This is a genomic window from Nocardia albiluteola (genome assembly GCF_018860155.1).
GTDB classification, from domain to species: Bacteria; Actinomycetota; Actinomycetes; order Mycobacteriales; family Mycobacteriaceae; genus Nocardia; species Nocardia albiluteola.
This window is the reverse complement of record NZ_JAHKNI010000003.1, coordinates 462132-478658: the sequence shown is the minus strand read 5'-3', so window position 1 is coordinate 478658 and position 16527 is coordinate 462132. Positions and strand designations below refer to the sequence as shown.

Sequence of the window (16527 nt, the reverse complement as noted above, 5' to 3'; positions counted from 1 at the left end):
CGATGGAACTGCGCCACATCCGATATCTGCTCGCCGTGGCCGACCACCGCAACTTCACCCGGGCGGCCGAATCGCTGCACATTTCGCAGCCGACGCTCTCGCAGCAGATCAAACAGCTCGAGCGGGCGCTCGGGGTGGCGCTGCTGGACCGGTCGGGCCGCATGGTCCGGCTGACCGACGCGGGCGAGGTGTACGCGCAGCACGCGCGCCTGGCGCTGCGGGATCTGGACGCCGGTGAGCGCGCGGTGCACGATGTGCAGGACCTGACCCGCGGGCACCTGCGGGTGGCCATGACCCCGACGTTCACCGCCTATTTCATCGGGCCGCTGGTGCACCGGTTCCGCTCCGAGTATCCGGGCATCACGGTCGCCGTCCGGGAGACGACCCAGGATCGGATCGAGGCGGAGCTCATCGCCAACCGCCTCGACCTGGGCATCGCGTTCACCGGCACGCACGCCGCGGGCATCGAGGCCACCGCGCTGTTCGTCGAAACGCTCAGCCTGGTCGTCGGCCCGGACCATCCGCTCGCCGCGACCGCCGGTCCGCTGCCGGCCGACCGCCTCGCCCGCGAGCCGCTGGGCCTGCTCAGCGCCGACTTCGCGACGCGGGCGCACATCGACCGCTATTTCGCCGAGTGTGGGGTCGACCCGCAGATCGCGGTCGAGGCGAACTCGATCGCCGCGCTGCTCGAGTTCGTCCGGCGCGGTTCCCTGGCCACCGTGCTGCCCGACGCGATCACGCACGTCCACGCCGACCTGCATCCGGTGCCGCTGACCCCGCCCCTGCCCAGCCGGACCGTGAGCCTGTTGCGGCGGAGTTCGGCGTACCACTCGGCCGCGGCCCGCGCGTTCGCGGCGATCGTCTACGAAAGCGTGCCCGACGCCTGATCATTGATGCCATCTATCGCTATGATGGAATACAAGTATTGGACGCTATAGCACCAGGTGGGCCACTCTAGATGGGTCAGGGCCGTCAGGCCGGCACACACCGACGGGAGCGTTCCATGCTCGACCTCGCCACCGGAGTCACCACCTTCCGCGACACCGTGTTCCCCGCCAAGGCGGGACTGTTCACTCGCCTGGCTAGCACCCATGCCCCGCACACGCTGTTCGTCGGCTGCTCCGACGCGCGAGTGGTGCCCGAGCTGATCACCAGTAGCGAACCGGGCGAGCTGTTCGTCATCCGCACCGCGGGCAACCTCGTTCCCGCCTATCGCGCTGACGGCGACGGCGTCACCGCCAGTGTCGAATACGCGGTCGAGGTGCTGGGGGTGCGCCGCATCGTCGTGTGCGGGCATTCGAGCTGCGGTGCGATGACCGCGCTCGCCGAACGCCGGGACCTGACCGCGACGCCGACGGTGGCGGGATGGCTGCGCCACGCCGATGCCGCGGTGGTCCGCTGCACCGGCCCCGACGCCGTGGCCGCGATGGTGCGGGCGAATGTCCGTGCGCAGCTTGCCAATCTGACCACGCACCCCGCCGTCGCCCGCGCCCTGGCCGACGACCGCGTCGCCCTCGAGGGCTGGGTGTTCGACATCGGCTCCGGCTCGATCGCGTCCGTCGATTCCTCCGGCGACTGAAATCCCCTCTCCCCCATCGGATGCCGCCGAACGGTACGGCGGTGCAACGAAAGGAATGCACACCATGGTGCACGCACAGTTCGATCCCGCGGCGCGGCAGGCCCTGGCCGTGACCGCCGTCGAGGCCAAGATCGCCAAGGACCTGACCTGGGAGCAGATCGCCGACGCCGCAGGCTATTCGACGGCGTTCGTCACCGCCGCGGTGCTCGGCCAGCACCCGCTGCCGGAATCGGCGGCCGTGGCCGTGGCCGAGCTGCTCGGTCTCGGCGACGACGCCGCGAGCCTGTTGCAGACCATCCCGAGCCGCGGCTCGATTCCCGGCGGAATCCCCACCGACCCAACCATTTACCGCTTCTACGAGATGCTGCAGGTCTACGGCACCACGCTCAAGGCCCTGGTGCACGAGCAGTTCGGCGACGGCATCATCAGCGCCATCAATTTCAAGCTCGACGTGCGCAAGGTGGCCGACCCCGAGGGCGGTGAGCGCGCCGTGATCACCCTGGACGGCAAGTACCTGCCCACCAAGCCCTTCTGACCGAACCATCGAATCATAAGGATCACAATGGATTTCGCACAGCACACCATCGATATCGCGCGCCGGAACGTCGAGGAGGGCGGGCGACCTTTCGCCACCGTCATCGTCAAGGACGGCGAGATTCTCGCCGAGAGCCCGAACCGGGTCGCCCAGACCAGCGATCCGACCGCGCACGCGGAGATCCTCGCCATCCGCGAGGCCTGCACCAAGCTGGGGACCGAGCATCTGACCGGCGCCACCATCTACATCCTGGCCCTGCCCTGCCCGATGTGCCTGGGCGCGCTCTACTACTGCTCGCCCGACGAGGTCGTATTCCTGACCACCCGTGACGCGTACGAGCCGCACTACGTCGACGACCGGAAGTACTTCGAGTTCGACACCTTCTACGGCGAGTTCGCCAAGCCGTGGGACGAGCGCCGCCTGCCCATGCGCCACGAGTCCCGCGACGATGCGGTCGAGGTCTACCGCCGCTGGCAGGAGCGCAACAACGGCGAACGGCGCGTGGCCGGCGTCCCCACCGCGTCCTGATCGAAAGGAAGAATCCCATGAAGAAACTCGTCTCCGCGCTCGTCGCCCTCGCCGCGGTCGGCGCACTCGCCGCCTGCAGCAGCAACAGCACCTCCACCGCCGCCCCGAGTTCCGCGGCCGCCGCGACGTCGGTTGCGGTAGCGCCGGGTTCGCCGTCGGCGGTGCTGGCCTCCACCCCGTGGGAGACCACCTCCGCGCAGGACTCGCACGGCGGGTCCGTCGCACTGACCGACAGCAACGTCAAGAACTACGTCGGCTTCGCCTACTTCGAGCCCAACGGCACCTTCACGATGTTCAATCTCGACAACTCGCCCAAGATGCACGGCGACTGGACGGTCTCCCCCGACGGCAAGACTCGCACGATCGTCTCGAAAAATGCTGCGGGACAGGAACAATCCCGCCGCGTGGTCGACATCGTCACGCTCACCGACAAGCAGTTCACCTACCGCGTGTACCCCAACGCCGGCGACAAGTCCGTCTACTTCGACATCATCCACACCCCGACGAACCACCCGGAGCCGGGCGCGTAGATCCGTACCGGACCCGGACACCCGAGTGCCGGGAACGGCGCGCTCAGGTGTCCAGGAATGCGGGGACGACGATGTCCTCGCTGGTGAGCAGGTGCCCGGACAGGCCCTGTTCGTAGTGGTAGCGCAGGAACGTGTCGAGCGCCGCGCGATTCGCACGCAGCCCGTAGGGCCACCAGTCGTGGCCGAGCAGCGCCTCGTTCTCGTCGAAGTGACTGCTGAACCACGGGGTGAGCAGGCTCATGTGCTGCTTGCCGGCGTCGTGGCGATACGCCTCCTGGACGAGTTCCTTGGCCTCGACGAACGCGCGGTACACCGATCTCAGCATCTCGGTGTGCTCCACCAGTTCCCGGCGGACCGCGACAATGTGCATCGGCGGGAAGATCCCGGTGCGCTGGTAGTACTCGCGCTCGACGCGCTCGTAGTCCGGGAAGAGCCGAGCGATCGTCGTCGAGCCGTCGCGCAGGGCCCGGGGGACGTCGACCGAGACGAGCGCGTCGATCTCGCCGGACTCCAGCATCGCACCCAGGGTCTGTCCCGCCGCCGCGTGCCGCACCTGCACCCCGTCCGGCACGGGCTGGGCCACCCAATCGAACGCCGGAATCGGATGGTCGGTCCCGCCGATGACCCACCGGCTGCGATCGGGGGTCAGGCCGTACTCGTCGGCGAGAATGCCCTTGATCCACACCCCCACGTCGTGGCCGAACAGCGCGAACTCACCGATCGTCCGGCCCGCCAGGTCCCGCGGCGTCGCGATCCCCGCCGCGGTGTTCACGAAGATCGCCGAGTGCCGGAAGTTGCGGTTCGGGAAGATCGGCAGCGCCAGGAACGGCGCGGTCGCGGGGTCGAAATCCGGGCGATCGGGATTCGTCGGGTCCACGCACCGCAGGAAGTAGGTCAGGCCGAACTCCGCCACGTCGTAGCGGCCCTCGACCATGCCGCGGAAGATGTCCGAGACCAGCGGCGCGGTGTCCAGGACGGCGTCCACACCGTCGATCCCGACGCGGCCGTCGAACAATGCTGCGGTGTGCTCGTAGGTGTAGGTGGCGATACGCAGTCTCGCGTTCATCGCGAATCCTTCGCTTCCGTGAATGACCTTTCACTATGCCCGACATCGCGGCCGCGGCCGGCGTCTCGGCCGGGGCGCCCTACCGCTACTTCGCAAGCAAAGAGGAAATCATCCTGACGATCGCCGGCGACGCGTTCCGGCTGATCTTCGAACCGGTCCAGCGGCTGGCCGCCGGCGCCGCCGCCGCGTCGGTCGCCGATCTGGTGGCGGCGGCGCTCGAGGCATTACATGCCGACACCGTTACCGATACCGCGGGACGTCCGGTGCCGGTCGAGGAACTGCTGCGCTGCGCCGTGCAGACCTGGTCGGAGTTGCTGCGCGACGATGCCGTGCGCGCCGGCGCTGTCGCGGGCTTCGAGTCCGTGCGGCGCGACATCGCCGACGCGCTGCGCCGCGGCCAGGCCGCGGGCACGGTTGCCCCCGCTGTCGAGCCGGAGCACGGCGCGCGGGTGGTGATGGGCCTGCTGCATGGATTCCTGCTGCAGCGGGTGGCCTTCGGTCTGACGGACACCGCGGCGTTCGCCCGCGATGTCCAGGCACTGTTCGCGGGCACGGACCCGGGTCGGCCCTAGGCCCGGTGTCTCGGCCACCGGCACAGGATGCGCAAATATGGTTGGGGCCGACCGGCATTCGCCTACCATCGGCGCATGCATGGCTCCAAGATCTTGATCACCGGTCCGACCGGACAGGTCGCTGCTCCCATAGCCCGCGCGCTCGCGGCCGACAACGAAGTCTGGGGCATCGCCCGATTCAGCAACCCCGCGGCCCGTACGGCACTCGAGGGTGCCGGTGTGCGGTGCGAGACCGTCGACCTCGCCGCCGGAGACTTCACCGCGCTTCCGTCCGATTTCGACTACGTACTGAACCTGGCCGTGGCCAAGAGCGGGAACTGGGACAAGGATCTGGGCGCGAACGCGGAGTCCGTCGGCCTGCTGATGGCCCACTGCCGCACCGCGAAGGCGTTTCTGCACTGTTCGTCGGCGGCCGTGTACGACCCGCCGGGCGACGAACCCCGCACCGAGCACGCCGCCCTCGGCGACAACCACAAGCCCCTGTTCCCGACCTATTCCATCTCCAAGATCGCCGGCGAGGTCGTCGCCCGCACGATGGCGCGCACCCTGGACCTGCCCACCATCATCGCCCGGCTCAATGTCCCGTACGGCAACAACGGCGGGTGGCCGTTCTACCACATGGAGATGATCCTGGCCAGCATCCCGATCCCGGTCCCGGCCGGCGGACCGGCCCGCTACAACCCGATCCACGAGGACGACATCGTCGCCTCGATCCCGAGGCTGCTGGCCGCGGCCTCGACACCGGCGACGACGGTCAACTGGTGCGGTGGGGAGATCGTCAGCCTGCAGGAGTGGTGCGGCTACCTCGGCTCGCTGATCGGCAAGGAACCGGTCTTCGAGGACAGCGCCGAGGCCCTGCGCGGCAATCCGACCGACTCGACGCGGATGCGCGAACTCATCGGAGGCACCACGGTCGACTGGCGCGAGGGGCTGCGGCGGATGGTGGCCACGTTCCATCCGGAGCTGGTCGCACTCAGCGAGTGAACGCGCCCTCGAGGCGGCTGCGCGAGCCCGGATGGATGAGCCGCGCGGTGCTCACCAGTCCGCGTTCGGACCATGTCCGGCGCCGGATGAGCAGGCACGGTTCGCCGCGGTCGATGCGCAGCAGGCGGCACTCCTGCGCGCCGGCCAGCACCGCCTCGACCACGTGCTCGCCCCGGGTGAGGGGTGCGACGCGGCTCAGGTAGTCGTTCGGGGTGAGCTTCGTGAAGTCCTGCGCGAGGTAGTCGGGCGCCTCGGCGGGGTTCACGAAGCGGTCCTCCACCTGGATCGGCGTGTCGTCCTCGAAGTGCACCAGCACCGAGTGGAACACGGTGGCACCGAAGGTCTCGGGCAGGAACGCGTGCTCCTCGTCCGCCTGCTCCTCGCGTACGGTGATCACCTCGGTGCGATGCCGGTGCCCGCGCTGCTGGATCTCATCGGCGATGTTCTTCACCTCGAACAGCGGCGAGGCCGCCTTCGTCCGGGCGACGAAGGTGCCCACGCCCATCATCCGGACGATCAGCCCGTCGCTGGTCAGCTCGCGCAGTGCGCGGTTGATCGTCATCCGGGACAGGCCCAGCGCGTTGACGAACTGGCTCTCGGACGGCAACCGGTCGCCCTCGGACCAGCGGCTCGCGCGAATCTGCTCGGCCACAAGCTGTTTCACCCGCTCGTAGGCCGGCACGGACTCGTCCCCCGTGTCGGCGAACAACACGGCGAGTTCCGCATCCACGTCCGTCACCGCCATCGGCTGCCCCTGTCCTCGAGAGTGTCCGCCGCGACGTTCGCCGAGTCGGCCCATGAAGTCTACCGATCGGTTCATCCGGCCAGCCGCCGCAGCTGGCGCGAGGCCACCGACAGGGCGGCCAGGTCGTCGCGGCCGGACTTGGAGATCTCGGCCAAGGTAGCGCGCGCCCGCGCCAGCCGAGACTCGTTGCGCCGCTCCCATTCCGCGATCATCCGGTCGGTGTCCTCGCCGGCAACCGCATGCGCCAGCACGTCCAGTGTCAGCGCACGCACGCTGTCGTACAGCTCGTCACGCAACGACAGCCGCGCCAGCGCGTCCCACCGGGTCTCCTTGCCCAGCGCCGAGACCGCGTTCAGCAGCCGGACCAGCCCGAGCCGCTCGCACAGGCGGAAGTACAGCTCACCGGCCACCGTCGTCTCGCATTCGGCCAGGTCCGCGATCTCGATGACGTCGAGCAGGGCGAATCGGTCCAGGACCAGTTCGACCTCGCGCACCAGCTCCTCCGGCGCGCCGCGCTGGGCCACCGCACGAGTGCGCTCGCTGAGGTTGGTCCGGTCGGCGCCGACGAGCCATTCGTCCAGCCGCGCCGAGGCCCCCGCGATCCGGTCCCGGAAGCGCGCGATCTCGGCCCCGACCGCCAGCGGCTGCGGGCGCCGGTGCAGCATCCAGCGCGAGGCCCGGTCGAGCAGCCGGCGGGTCAGGATGATCAGTTCGTCGGCGACCGCGCTGGGTACCGGGGCCGCGGCGATCCGCGACCACAGCGCGGGCAGCCCGAACACCTCGGTGACGACGGCGAACGCCCGGACCGCGTCGTCCGGGGTCGCGCCCACCTCCTCCCCCAGCCGGAACACATAGCTGATGCCGCCGCCGTCGACGACGCGGTTGGTCAGCGCCGTGGCCACGATCTCGCGGCGCAGCGGGTGCCGATCGATGGCGTCGGCGTGCGCGTCGCGCAGCGCCGGGGGGAAGTAGGCGCGCAGGGTCGGCAGGAACACATCGTTGTCGACGAGGTCTCCGGCCAGCAGCACACGCTGCAGCTCCAGTTTGACGTGCGCCATGAGGGTGGCCAGCTCGGGAGCCGAGAGCCCCTCGCCCGCGCGGCGCCGGGTGGCGATCTCCTTCGCGTCGGGCAGCACCTCGAGCGCGCGATCCAGGGCGCCGGCCCCCTCGAGCGCCGTGATCTGGCGCCCGTGCGCGACGAGCATCGCGGGCCCGTCGGCCAGGGCCGCGCCGACCGCGTCGGTCTGGGATCCGTTGTCCGCCAGCACGAGTGCGGCCACATCGTCGGTCATCTCGGCCAGCAGCCGGGTGCGCCCCGGGCCGTCCAGGGCGCCCGCGCCGACCAGGTCGTCGAGCAGGATCTTGATGTTGACCTCGTGGTCGGAGCAGTCCACCCCGGCCGAGTTGTCCAGGGCGTCGGTGCCGACTCGCCCACCGGCACGGGCGAATTCGATGCGCGCCTGCTGGGTCAGGCCGAGGTTGCCGCCCTCGCCGATCACTCGGGCCCGGACCTCGCTCGCGTCCACGCGCACACCGTCGTTGGCCTTGTCGCCGGCGTCGGCATGCGATTGCGCGGCGGCCTTGACGTAGGTTCCGATGCCGCCGTTCCACAGCAGGTCGACCGGCGCGCGCAGGATCGCCCGGATCAGTTCCGGCGGAGTGAGTTCGGTGACGGTGCCGGGCAAGCCGAGGGCGCGGCGGACCGCGTCACCGATCGGCACGCTCTTGGCGGTGCGGTCCCACACGCCGCCGCCGGCGCTGATCGCGGATCGGTCGTAGTCGGCCCACGAGGAGCGCGGCAGCGCGAACAACCGCTCGCGCTCGGCGTAGGACCGGGCGTCGGGCTCGGGATCGAGGAACACGTGCCGGTGGTCGAAGGCTGCCACCAGGCGAATGTGCTTGCTGCACAACATCCCGTTGCCGAAGACGTCGCCGCTCATGTCGCCGATCCCGGCGACGGTGATGTCCTCGCGCTGGCAGTCGACGCCGAGTTCGGCGAACCGACGCCGCACGCTGACCCACGCTCCGCGCGCGGTGATGCCGATCGCCTTGTGGTCGTAACCCACCGAGCCGCCCGAGGCGAACGCGTCACCGAGCCAGAAATCGTATTCTGCCGCAACGCCGTTCGCGATATCGGAGAAGGTCGCCGTGCCCTTGTCCGCGGCCACCACCAGATAGGTGTCGTCGGCGTCGTAGCGGACGCCGGGCGCGGGGAGCACCGACCCGGTGCCGCGCTCGATGTTGTCCGTCAGATCGAGCAGGCTGCGAATGAACGTGCGGTAACCCGCGACGCCCGCCTCCCACAGCGCCGCCCGATCGCGGTCGGCGTCGCCCGTCGGGGCCGGGGGCCGGCGCAGCACGAAACCGCCCTTCGCACCGACCGGCACGATGACCGCGTTCTTGACCGCCTGGGCCTTCACCAGACCCAGCACCTCGGTGCGGAAGTCCTCGCGGCGATCCGACCAGCGCAGCCCGCCCCGCGCCACCGCCCCGAAGCGCATGTGCACGCCCGCGACACTCGGTGAGTAGACGAAGATTTCGTGGCGCGGCCGGGGCTCGGGGAGCTCACCGATGGCGCGCGGGTCGAGCTTGATCGCCAGCGCCGCCCGCTCGGTCGCCGCGAAGTGGTTGGTGCGCAAGGTGTTCCGGACGACTCCCAGCAGCGCGCGGAAGATCCGGTCCTCGTCGAGCCCGACCACCCGCTCGATCAGCTCCGACACTCGCGCTGCGGCCGCGGCGCCCCCGTCGGACTCCGGCGCCGCGGGATCGAAACGCGCGGTGAAGCATTCGACCAGGCCTGCGGCGATCTCGGGGTAGCGGCACAGCGCATCGGCGACATACGCACTGCTGTAAGGAAATCCGGCCTGGCGCAGGTACTCGGCATAGCCGCGCAGCACGGTGACCGCCCGCCAGTGCAGTCCAGCCCGCCCGATCAACTCGTTGAGCCGGTCGGACTCGGCGGCGCCGCGCCACAGCGCCGCGACGGCCGCGCCGAAGCGGGCGGCGAACTCGTCGAAGCCGTCGACGGGCGCGATCGGATACCGGACGGTGAACGCGTAGATCCAGCACGGCATCCCCGTCGGGGACACCAGCGCGTACGGCCGCTCGTCGAGGACCTCGACGCCGAGGCTCTGCAGCAGCGGCATGAGATCCCCGAGCGAGGCCGGGCGCCCGCCGACATACAGCGAGAGCCGGTGGGTGCCGCGCGCGGACAGGCCGGGCGCCGGGGCCTCCGCTCCGCCGCGCCGGGCCGGGGTCCCAGCGGCATCCGCTCCCGCTTCCGCCACCGGTTCCAGGCGCACATCGATGGCCTCGTCGGCGAGTCCGGAGAGGATGTCGAGATCGATCCGCGCCCGCTCCGGGCCGATATCCTGCTTGTATCCCGAGGGCAGCCCCGAGGCGAACTCGGCGAGGTGGTCACGAGTGCGGGAGTCGGCGTCGGCGAGCAGCTGCTCCTCCCACCGTCGGAAGACTCCGGCGAGCGCGTCGTCGATCATGGTGGAGTTCGGCGTCGGATCGGTCTGGGTCGGGACGGTATTCATCGCGGGCCTTCCGTCGGTCTCGAGCTGCCCTCGGCCGGTCGTCGCGTCCGGATGAGGGCGGACGATCAGCCCCGCTTCCGGGTGGTGCGGGAGGCACAGCTTGACAGCAACTTGTATATACAGGACTATACAACTCATACTTACAGAATGTGAGCCCACGCACAACAGCTGCGGGACCGGACGCGGACGACAACCCGCTCGCGCCGCTTTCCGGATGACGCAGCAGTGCTCCCCCACCGTCCGATCACGAGGAGAACAAGATGGACATCACTTCCCCCGGCCATGAGGCCCGCCCGGTCAGCGCCCCGCGCGGCACCGAGCTGAACACCCTCGGGTGGCAGCAGGAGGGTGCGCTGCGGATGCTGATGAACAATCTCGATCCCGAGGTCGCCGAGCACCCCGACAACCTGGTCGTCTACGGCGGCACCGGCCGCGCCGCCCGCAGCTGGGCCGCGTTCGACGCCATCGTCGATACCCTCAAGACCCTCGCGAACGACGAGACCCTGCTGGTGCAGTCCGGCAAGCCGGTCGGCGTGTTCCGGACCAGCGAATGGGCGCCGCGCGTGCTGCTGGCCAACTCCAACCTCGTCGGCGACTGGGCGAACTGGGAGCAGTTCCGCAAGCTCGAGGCCGAGGGCCTGATGATGTACGGCCAGATGACGGCCGGTTCCTGGATCTACATCGGCACCCAGGGCATCCTGCAGGGCACCTACGAGACCTTCGGCGCGGTGGCCCGCAAGCGCTTCAACGGCACCCTCGCCGGCACCATCACCCTGACCGCGGGCCTGGGCGGCATGGGCGGCGCGCAGCCGCTCGCGGTCACCATGAACGACGGCGTCGCGATCTGTGTCGACTGCGACGTCACCCGCATCGACCGCCGCATCGCGCACAAGTACCTCGACGTCAAGGCCGACAACCTCGAGCACGCCCTGCAGCTGGCGGTCGAGGCGCGAGATGCCAAGCGCCCGTTGTCGATCGGCGTCGAGGGCAATGCCGCGGAGATCTTCCCGACACTGCTGGAGATGGACGCCCCGATCGACATCGTCACCGACCAGACCTCGGCGCACGACCCGCTGTCCTACCTGCCGCTGGGCATCGCGTTTGCCGACATGAAGGCGGCCGCGGACAAGGATCCGGCCCACTTCACCGAGCAGTCCCGCCTCTCGATGGCCAAGCACGTGGAGGCCATGGTCGGGTTCATGGACAAGGGCGCCGAGGTCTTCGACTACGGCAACTCCATCCGCGACGAGGCCCGCAAGGCCGGCTACACAAGGGCCTTCGAGTTCCCCGGCTTCGTCCCGGCCTACATCCGCCCGCTGTTCGAGGAGGGCCTGGGCCCGTTCCGCTGGGCCGCGCTCTCGGGTGACCCGAAGGACATCGAGGCCACCGACCGCGCCATCCTCGAGCTGTTCCCCGAGAACGAGCACCTCGCGCGCTGGATCAAGATGGCCGGGGAGAAGGTCGCCTTCGAGGGCCTGCCCGCGCGCATCTGCTGGCTCGGCTACGGCGAGCGTCACCGCGCCGGGCTGAAGTTCAACGAAATGGTCGCCAGCGGTGAGCTTTCCGCGCCCGTGGCCATCGGCCGCGACCACCTGGACTCGGGCTCGGTCGCCTCGCCGTACCGCGAGACCGAGGCGATGGCGGACGGCTCGGATGCCATCGCCGACTGGCCGCTGCTCAACGCCCTGGTCAACACCTCCTCGGGCGCGTCGTGGGTGTCGATCCACCACGGCGGCGGCGTCGGCATGGGCCGCTCCATCCACGCCGGCCAGGTGTGCATCGCCGACGGCACCGAGCTGGCCGCGCAGAAGCTCGAGCGCGTGCTGACCAACGACCCCGGCATGGGCGTCATCCGGCACGTCGACGCCGGCTACCAGCACGCCGCCGACGTCGCGCGCGAGCGTGGCGTGCGGATCCCCATGTGGGAGAAGTGAAGTGAGCTCGCCGGCCGATGACGGCTCGGTCCTGATCGACGGCATCGGCACGCTGGTCACCAACGACCCGACCGTGGGCGAGGGCCCGCTCGGGCTGTTGCGCGATGCCGCACTCGTCCTTCGTGAGGGGAAGGTCGCGTGGGCCGGGCCGTCGTCCCGGGTGCCCGAGGGCGCCGCGCACCGGCGGGTCGACGTCGCGGGCCGGTCCGTGCTGCCCGGCTTCGTCGACAGCCACGCCCACCTGGTGTTCGGCGGCGACCGCGCCGCCGACTTCGAGGCCCGGATGACCGGCCGGCCGTATTCGGCCGGCGGGATCCGGACCACCATCGCCGCCACCCGCGGCGCGACGGACGACGACCTGGCCGCCAACATGGGCAGGCTCGTGGCCGAGGCATTGCGATCGGGCACCACCACGATCGAGTGCAAGTCCGGATACGGCCAGACCGTGGACCACGAGTCCCGCAGCCTGGCCGTCGCCGGGCGGTTCACCGCCGAGACCACGCTGCTGGCCGCACACGTGACGCCGCCCGAATTCGCCGGGCGCACCGACGATTACGTGGATCTGGTGCTCTCACGGATGATCCCGGAGTGCGCGTCGTCGGCGAAGTGGATCGATGTGTTCTGCGAGGAGGGCGCCTTCGATCGCGACCAGTCCAAGGCCGTGCTCGAGGCGGGCATGGCCGCGGGGCTGACGCCCCGGGTGCACGGCAACCAGCTCACCTACGGGGATGGTGTGCGCCTGGCGGTCGAGCTGGGCGCGGCCTCGGTCGACCACGTCACCTACACCACCGACGCCGATATCGAGGCGCTGGCCGGTGGCACGACCGTCGCCACGGTGCTGCCGGGCGCCGACTTCAGCACGCGCAACAGGTATCCCGAGGCGCGCCGCATGATCGATGCGGGCGTGACCGTGGCGCTGGCCGCGGACTGCAACCCGGGCACCAGCTACACCACAAGCATCCCGTGGTGCATCGCGGTCGCGGTGCGGGACATGCACATGAGCCCGGACGAGGCGGTGTGGGCGGCCACGGCCGGCGGCGCGGCGGCGTTGCGGCGCAACGATATCGGCCGTCTCGCGGTCGGCTCCCGGGCCGATGCGATCGTGCTCGACGCGCCCTCGCACATCCATCTCGCCTACCGGCCCGGCGTGCAGCTGGTGAGCCAGGTGTGGCGGGACGGCCGCCCGGCCTACCGGGCCGACTGGGCGAGCTGATCGCGTCCCGGCCCTCCACCAGCTACGACAAGTGAGGAAAACATGTCGACGACCGAACTCGTGGACTCCACACCCGAATCGTGGACGGGCCGGGACGACGGGCCCGGGCCGCAGCACCTGCGCTGGCATCACGTGGTGCGGCCGCTGACCGCGGACGCCGAGCCCGGCGCCTGCGCGTTCCTCGGGTTCCGCAGCGACGAGGGCGTGCGACGCAACAAGGGCCGCCGGGGCGCCGCGGAGGGCCCCGGTGCGCTGCGAAAGGCGTTGGCGCCCATGGCACTCGCGGCGCCGCTCAGCGCGTACGACGCCGGGGATGTGGCCGTCGTGGACGAGGCGCTCGAGGCCGGGCAGGAGCGTCTCGGGCGCGCGGTGAGCGAGTTGCTCGACCGTCGGCACTTCCCGGTCGTGCTCGGTGGCGGGCACGAGATCGCCTTCGGAAGCTATCTCGGCCTTGCCCATTCGCGGGCCGCGCGGGACGGCGCCCGGCTGGGTGTGCTGAACCTGGACGCGCATTTCGATCTGCGGCCGGACCCGGTCCCCAGCTCGGGCACTCCGTTCCGTCAGATCGCCGAGTCCGAACGCGCCCGCGGCGCCGAATTCCGTTATGCGGTAATCGGAATCAGCCAGCCCAGCAACACCAGTGTGCTGTTCGACACCGCGGATTCGCTCGGCGTGCGCTACCTGCTCGACGACGACTGCGGGGTGACGAACGCCGCGGCGGTGGATGCCTTTGTCGAGAGCTTCCTCGCCGAGGTGGACATGCTCTACCTGACCATCGATCTCGACGTGCTGCCCGCGGCGGTGGCGCCCGGGGTCAGCGCCCCCGCCGCCTATGGCGTGCCGGTGGAGACGATTCAGCGAGTCGCCGAAAAGGTCGCGCGCAGCGGCAAACTCGCCCTGGTCGACGTCGCGGAACTGAATCCGTCCCTCGATGTCGACAACCGCACGGCCCGCACGGCGGCGCGCCTGATCCACCGAATCGTCACCGGACGTCCCCACAACTGACAAACGACAACAGGTCCGGCGATCACCACTCGAACGAGTTGGTGATCGCCGGACCTGTTTCACAGTCGTTCCCGCCCGACGACTACACCCAGTCGGTCCCCGACCGCCGGAACCCGGCTGGTCGGCGACCGCCTCAGCTGGGCTTACGGCTGGTGAACTCGAACGACCCGCCGTCGATACCCCACGAGATGATCCGCTCGGGATGAATCCGGATGATGGAGCGCTCCTGCGGCGGGAACGGCGGATCCTGGTCCTCCAGCGCCTCGGCCGTACCCCGCACCTCGATCCCGCGAATAACGTAGGGATCCACCGAAACCTGCTGGTCGACGACGAACGAGACCCGGCCACCCGCCTCGACATTCTTATACTTGCGACTGCTCTGCATCCGCATCCCACCGATATCGATGGTGCCGTCGGCATTCACCCGGTAGCTGGTCGGGTTGTTCTGCACAACCCCGTCGGGCGAGACCGTAGCCAGCCGGCCGATCCCGGCCTCGGCAAGAAACTGCTGCTCATTTGGAGTGAAAGTCACCAGCGAAGCGTAGCTGGATTCCCACCACACCGGCTGCCTCGGCCCGTCAGCCATTGCTCCCGCACCCTCCCACTGGCGAACAACGTTGCAGCCCAACCGCTCTCACGCACAACGCAGCGCGCCCCGCCGCGGATGATTCCCGGGCGGGGCGAGCTGAGAGTGGAACGATCAGCCGAGCGGCCCGACGACGGCCTCCGCGGCCTCGGCGAGACGACCGGTCGCGGCCAGTTCGACGACGGCCTCGATCTCGGGGGCGAGCCAGCGGTCGGTGCCGGGGCCCTCGACGCGGGTGCGGATCGTCTCGCGCACCGCGGCGGTGGCCGGGGCCGGCTGCAGCGGGGCGCGCAGGTCCAGGCCGCGAGCCGCGGTGAGGGCCTCGATGGCCAGCACGCGGGTGAGGCCGTCGATGGCGCGGCGCAGCTTGCGGGCCGCGGACCACCCCATCGACACGTGGTCCTCCTGCATCGCCGAGGACGGGATCGAGTCGACGCTGGCCGGGGCCGCGAGCCGCTTGAGCTCGGACACGATCGCCGCCTGGGTGTACTGGGCGATCATGTGGCCGCTGTCGACGCCCGGGTCGTCGGCCAGGAACGGCGGCAGGCCGTGGTTGCGGGCCACGTCCAGGAAGCGGTCGGTGCGCCGCTCGCTCATCGAGGCCACGTCGGCCACGACGATCGCCAGGAAGTCCAGCACGTAGGCCACCGGGGCGCCGTGGAAGTTGCCGTTCGACTCGACGCGGCCGTCCAGCGTCACCACCGGATTGTCCACGGCCGCAGCGAGTTCCCACGCCGCGACCTGCTCGGCGTGCGCCACGGTATCGCGGGCGCCGCCGGCCACCGTGGGCGCGCAGCGCAGCGAGTACGCATCCTGCACGATCGGGCAGGTCGGGTCGTTGTGGCTGGCCACGATGGGCGAATCGGCCAGCAGGCGAGTCATGTTCGCCGCGGCGGCCGCCTGGCCCGGGTGCGGCCGCAGCGCCTGCAGATCGGCGGCGAAGACCCGGTCGGTACCAAGCAGCGCCTCGACGCTCATCGCGGCGGTGACATCGGCCAGCCGCAGCAGCTTGCGCAGGTCGTGGATCGCCAGCACCAGCTGCCCCAGCATGCCGTCGGTGCCGTTGATCAGCGCCAGGCCCTCCTTCTCCTCCAGCACCACCGGGGTGATGCCGGCGGCGGCGAGCGCCTCGGCGGTGGTCCGCAGCTCACCGGCGGCGTCGCGCACGGCGCCCTCGCCCATCACGGCCAGCGCGCAGTGCGCCAGCGGGGCCAGATCACCCGAGCAGCCCAGGCTGCCGTACTCGTACACCACCGGGGTGATGCCCGCATTGAGCAGTGCCGCATAGGTTTCCACGACCACGGGCCGCACGCCGGTGCGACCGGTCGCCAGCGTGGACAGGCGCAGCAGCATCAGCGCCCGCACGACCTCCCGCTCGACCTCGGGCCCGGATCCCGCGGCGTGCGAGCGGACCAGGCTGCGTTGCAGCTGGGCGCGCAGCTCCTGCGGAATGTGGCGGGTGGCCAGCGCGCCGAAGCCCGTCGACACCCCGTACACCGGTTTCGGATCGGCGGCCAGCGCCTCGATCCGCGTGCGGGTCGTGGCGACCGCGGCCAGCGCGTCGTCCGAGATCCGGACGGCGGCGCCGTCACGGGCGACCGCGACGACCTCATCGAAGCCGACCGCACCGATACCGACGACGACGTCGGCGGGGGCGGTGGACTCGGATGCTGCGGTGGTCGATGCGGGGGATGTCATGAACTCTCCA

The 16527-nt window shown here is 70.3% G+C and carries 15 protein-coding genes; 10 read left to right on the top strand and 5 right to left on the bottom strand.

The window, feature by feature from the left end; genetic code table 11:
* Positions 1 to 2 precede the first annotated feature (2 nt).
* The 5 genes from cynR (at position 3) to KO481_RS11850 (ending at position 3172) form a co-directional block, all read left to right on the top strand.
* Entirely contained in the window at positions 3 to 887 is an 885-nt protein-coding gene (gene cynR / locus KO481_RS11870) for a transcriptional regulator CynR (RefSeq protein WP_215917094.1), read from the top strand.
* A 116-nt stretch (positions 888 to 1003) separates the two neighbouring features.
* Positions 1004 to 1579, top strand: a complete 576-nt coding sequence (locus KO481_RS11865; protein ID WP_215917093.1) for a carbonic anhydrase — start codon at positions 1004 to 1006, stop codon at positions 1577 to 1579.
* A 64-nt stretch (positions 1580 to 1643) separates the two neighbouring features.
* Entirely contained in the window at positions 1644 to 2114 is a 471-nt protein-coding gene (cynS, locus tag KO481_RS11860; RefSeq protein WP_215917092.1) for a cyanase, read from the top strand.
* Positions 2115 to 2141: 27 nt separating this feature from the next.
* Positions 2142 to 2642 (top strand): nucleoside deaminase, encoded by a 501-nt coding sequence (locus KO481_RS11855; protein WP_215917091.1) that lies wholly within the window; start codon positions 2142 to 2144, stop codon positions 2640 to 2642.
* 17 nt (positions 2643 to 2659) lie between these two features.
* Positions 2660 to 3172 (top strand): DUF4822 domain-containing protein, encoded by a 513-nt coding sequence (locus tag KO481_RS11850; protein ID WP_215917090.1) that lies wholly within the window; start codon positions 2660 to 2662, stop codon positions 3170 to 3172.
* A 43-nt stretch (positions 3173 to 3215) separates the two neighbouring features.
* Here KO481_RS11850 and KO481_RS11845 read toward each other — a convergent pair whose 3' ends face one another.
* The gene (locus KO481_RS11845) at positions 3216 to 4238 is read right to left on the bottom strand and encodes a 4,5-dihydroxyphthalate decarboxylase (protein WP_215917089.1); all 1023 of its coding nucleotides are present in this window, start codon (positions 4236 to 4238) and stop codon (positions 3216 to 3218) included.
* Positions 4239 to 4273: 35 nt separating this feature from the next.
* Between KO481_RS11845 and KO481_RS11840 the strand changes: the two genes are divergently transcribed.
* Together KO481_RS11840 and KO481_RS11835 are read left to right on the top strand one after the other, a co-directional pair.
* Positions 4274 to 4810, top strand: coding sequence for a TetR family transcriptional regulator (locus KO481_RS11840; RefSeq protein WP_215917088.1), 537 nt, complete (start codon positions 4274 to 4276; stop codon positions 4808 to 4810).
* A 75-nt stretch (positions 4811 to 4885) separates the two neighbouring features.
* The gene (locus KO481_RS11835) at positions 4886 to 5794 is read left to right on the top strand and encodes an NAD-dependent epimerase/dehydratase family protein (protein ID WP_215917087.1); all 909 of its coding nucleotides are present in this window, start codon (positions 4886 to 4888) and stop codon (positions 5792 to 5794) included.
* On the opposite strand, the gene hutC is transcribed toward KO481_RS11835, so the two are convergent.
* Positions 5784 to 6539, bottom strand: a complete 756-nt coding sequence (gene hutC / locus KO481_RS11830) for a histidine utilization transcriptional repressor HutC (protein WP_215917086.1) — start codon at positions 6537 to 6539, stop codon at positions 5784 to 5786. The two genes, KO481_RS11835 and hutC, sit on opposite strands and share 11 nt — an antisense overlap.
* Before the next feature lie 71 nt (positions 6540 to 6610).
* Positions 6611 to 10081: an NAD-glutamate dehydrogenase domain-containing protein gene (locus KO481_RS11825; protein WP_215917085.1), complete on the bottom strand. Its 3471-nt coding sequence runs from the start codon at positions 10079 to 10081 to the stop codon at positions 6611 to 6613.
* A gap of 260 nt (positions 10082 to 10341) precedes the next feature.
* On the opposite strand from KO481_RS11825, the gene hutU reads away from it, so the two are divergent.
* The 3 genes from hutU to hutG are packed head-to-tail and all read left to right on the top strand — an operon-like array spanning position 10342 to position 14233.
* A complete protein-coding gene (gene hutU, locus KO481_RS11820; protein ID WP_215917084.1) occupies positions 10342 to 12015 on the top strand; it encodes a urocanate hydratase in 1674 nt (557 codons plus the stop codon).
* A gap of 1 nt (position 12016) precedes the next feature.
* On the top strand, positions 12017 to 13228 hold the full coding sequence (hutI, locus tag KO481_RS11815; protein WP_308166530.1) for an imidazolonepropionase: 1212 nt from the start codon (positions 12017 to 12019) through the stop codon (positions 13226 to 13228).
* A gap of 42 nt (positions 13229 to 13270) precedes the next feature.
* Positions 13271 to 14233: a formimidoylglutamase gene (gene hutG / locus KO481_RS11810; RefSeq protein WP_215917083.1), complete on the top strand. Its 963-nt coding sequence runs from the start codon at positions 13271 to 13273 to the stop codon at positions 14231 to 14233.
* A gap of 133 nt (positions 14234 to 14366) precedes the next feature.
* Here hutG and KO481_RS11805 read toward each other — a convergent pair whose 3' ends face one another.
* Together KO481_RS11805 and hutH are read right to left on the bottom strand one after the other, a co-directional pair.
* Positions 14367 to 14765 (bottom strand): PPOX class F420-dependent oxidoreductase, encoded by a 399-nt coding sequence (locus KO481_RS11805; RefSeq protein WP_215917082.1) that lies wholly within the window; start codon positions 14763 to 14765, stop codon positions 14367 to 14369.
* 168 nt (positions 14766 to 14933) lie between these two features.
* Positions 14934 to 16517, bottom strand: a complete 1584-nt coding sequence (hutH, locus tag KO481_RS11800) for a histidine ammonia-lyase (RefSeq protein ID WP_215917081.1) — start codon at positions 16515 to 16517, stop codon at positions 14934 to 14936.
* Positions 16518 to 16527: the final 10 nt, after the last annotated feature.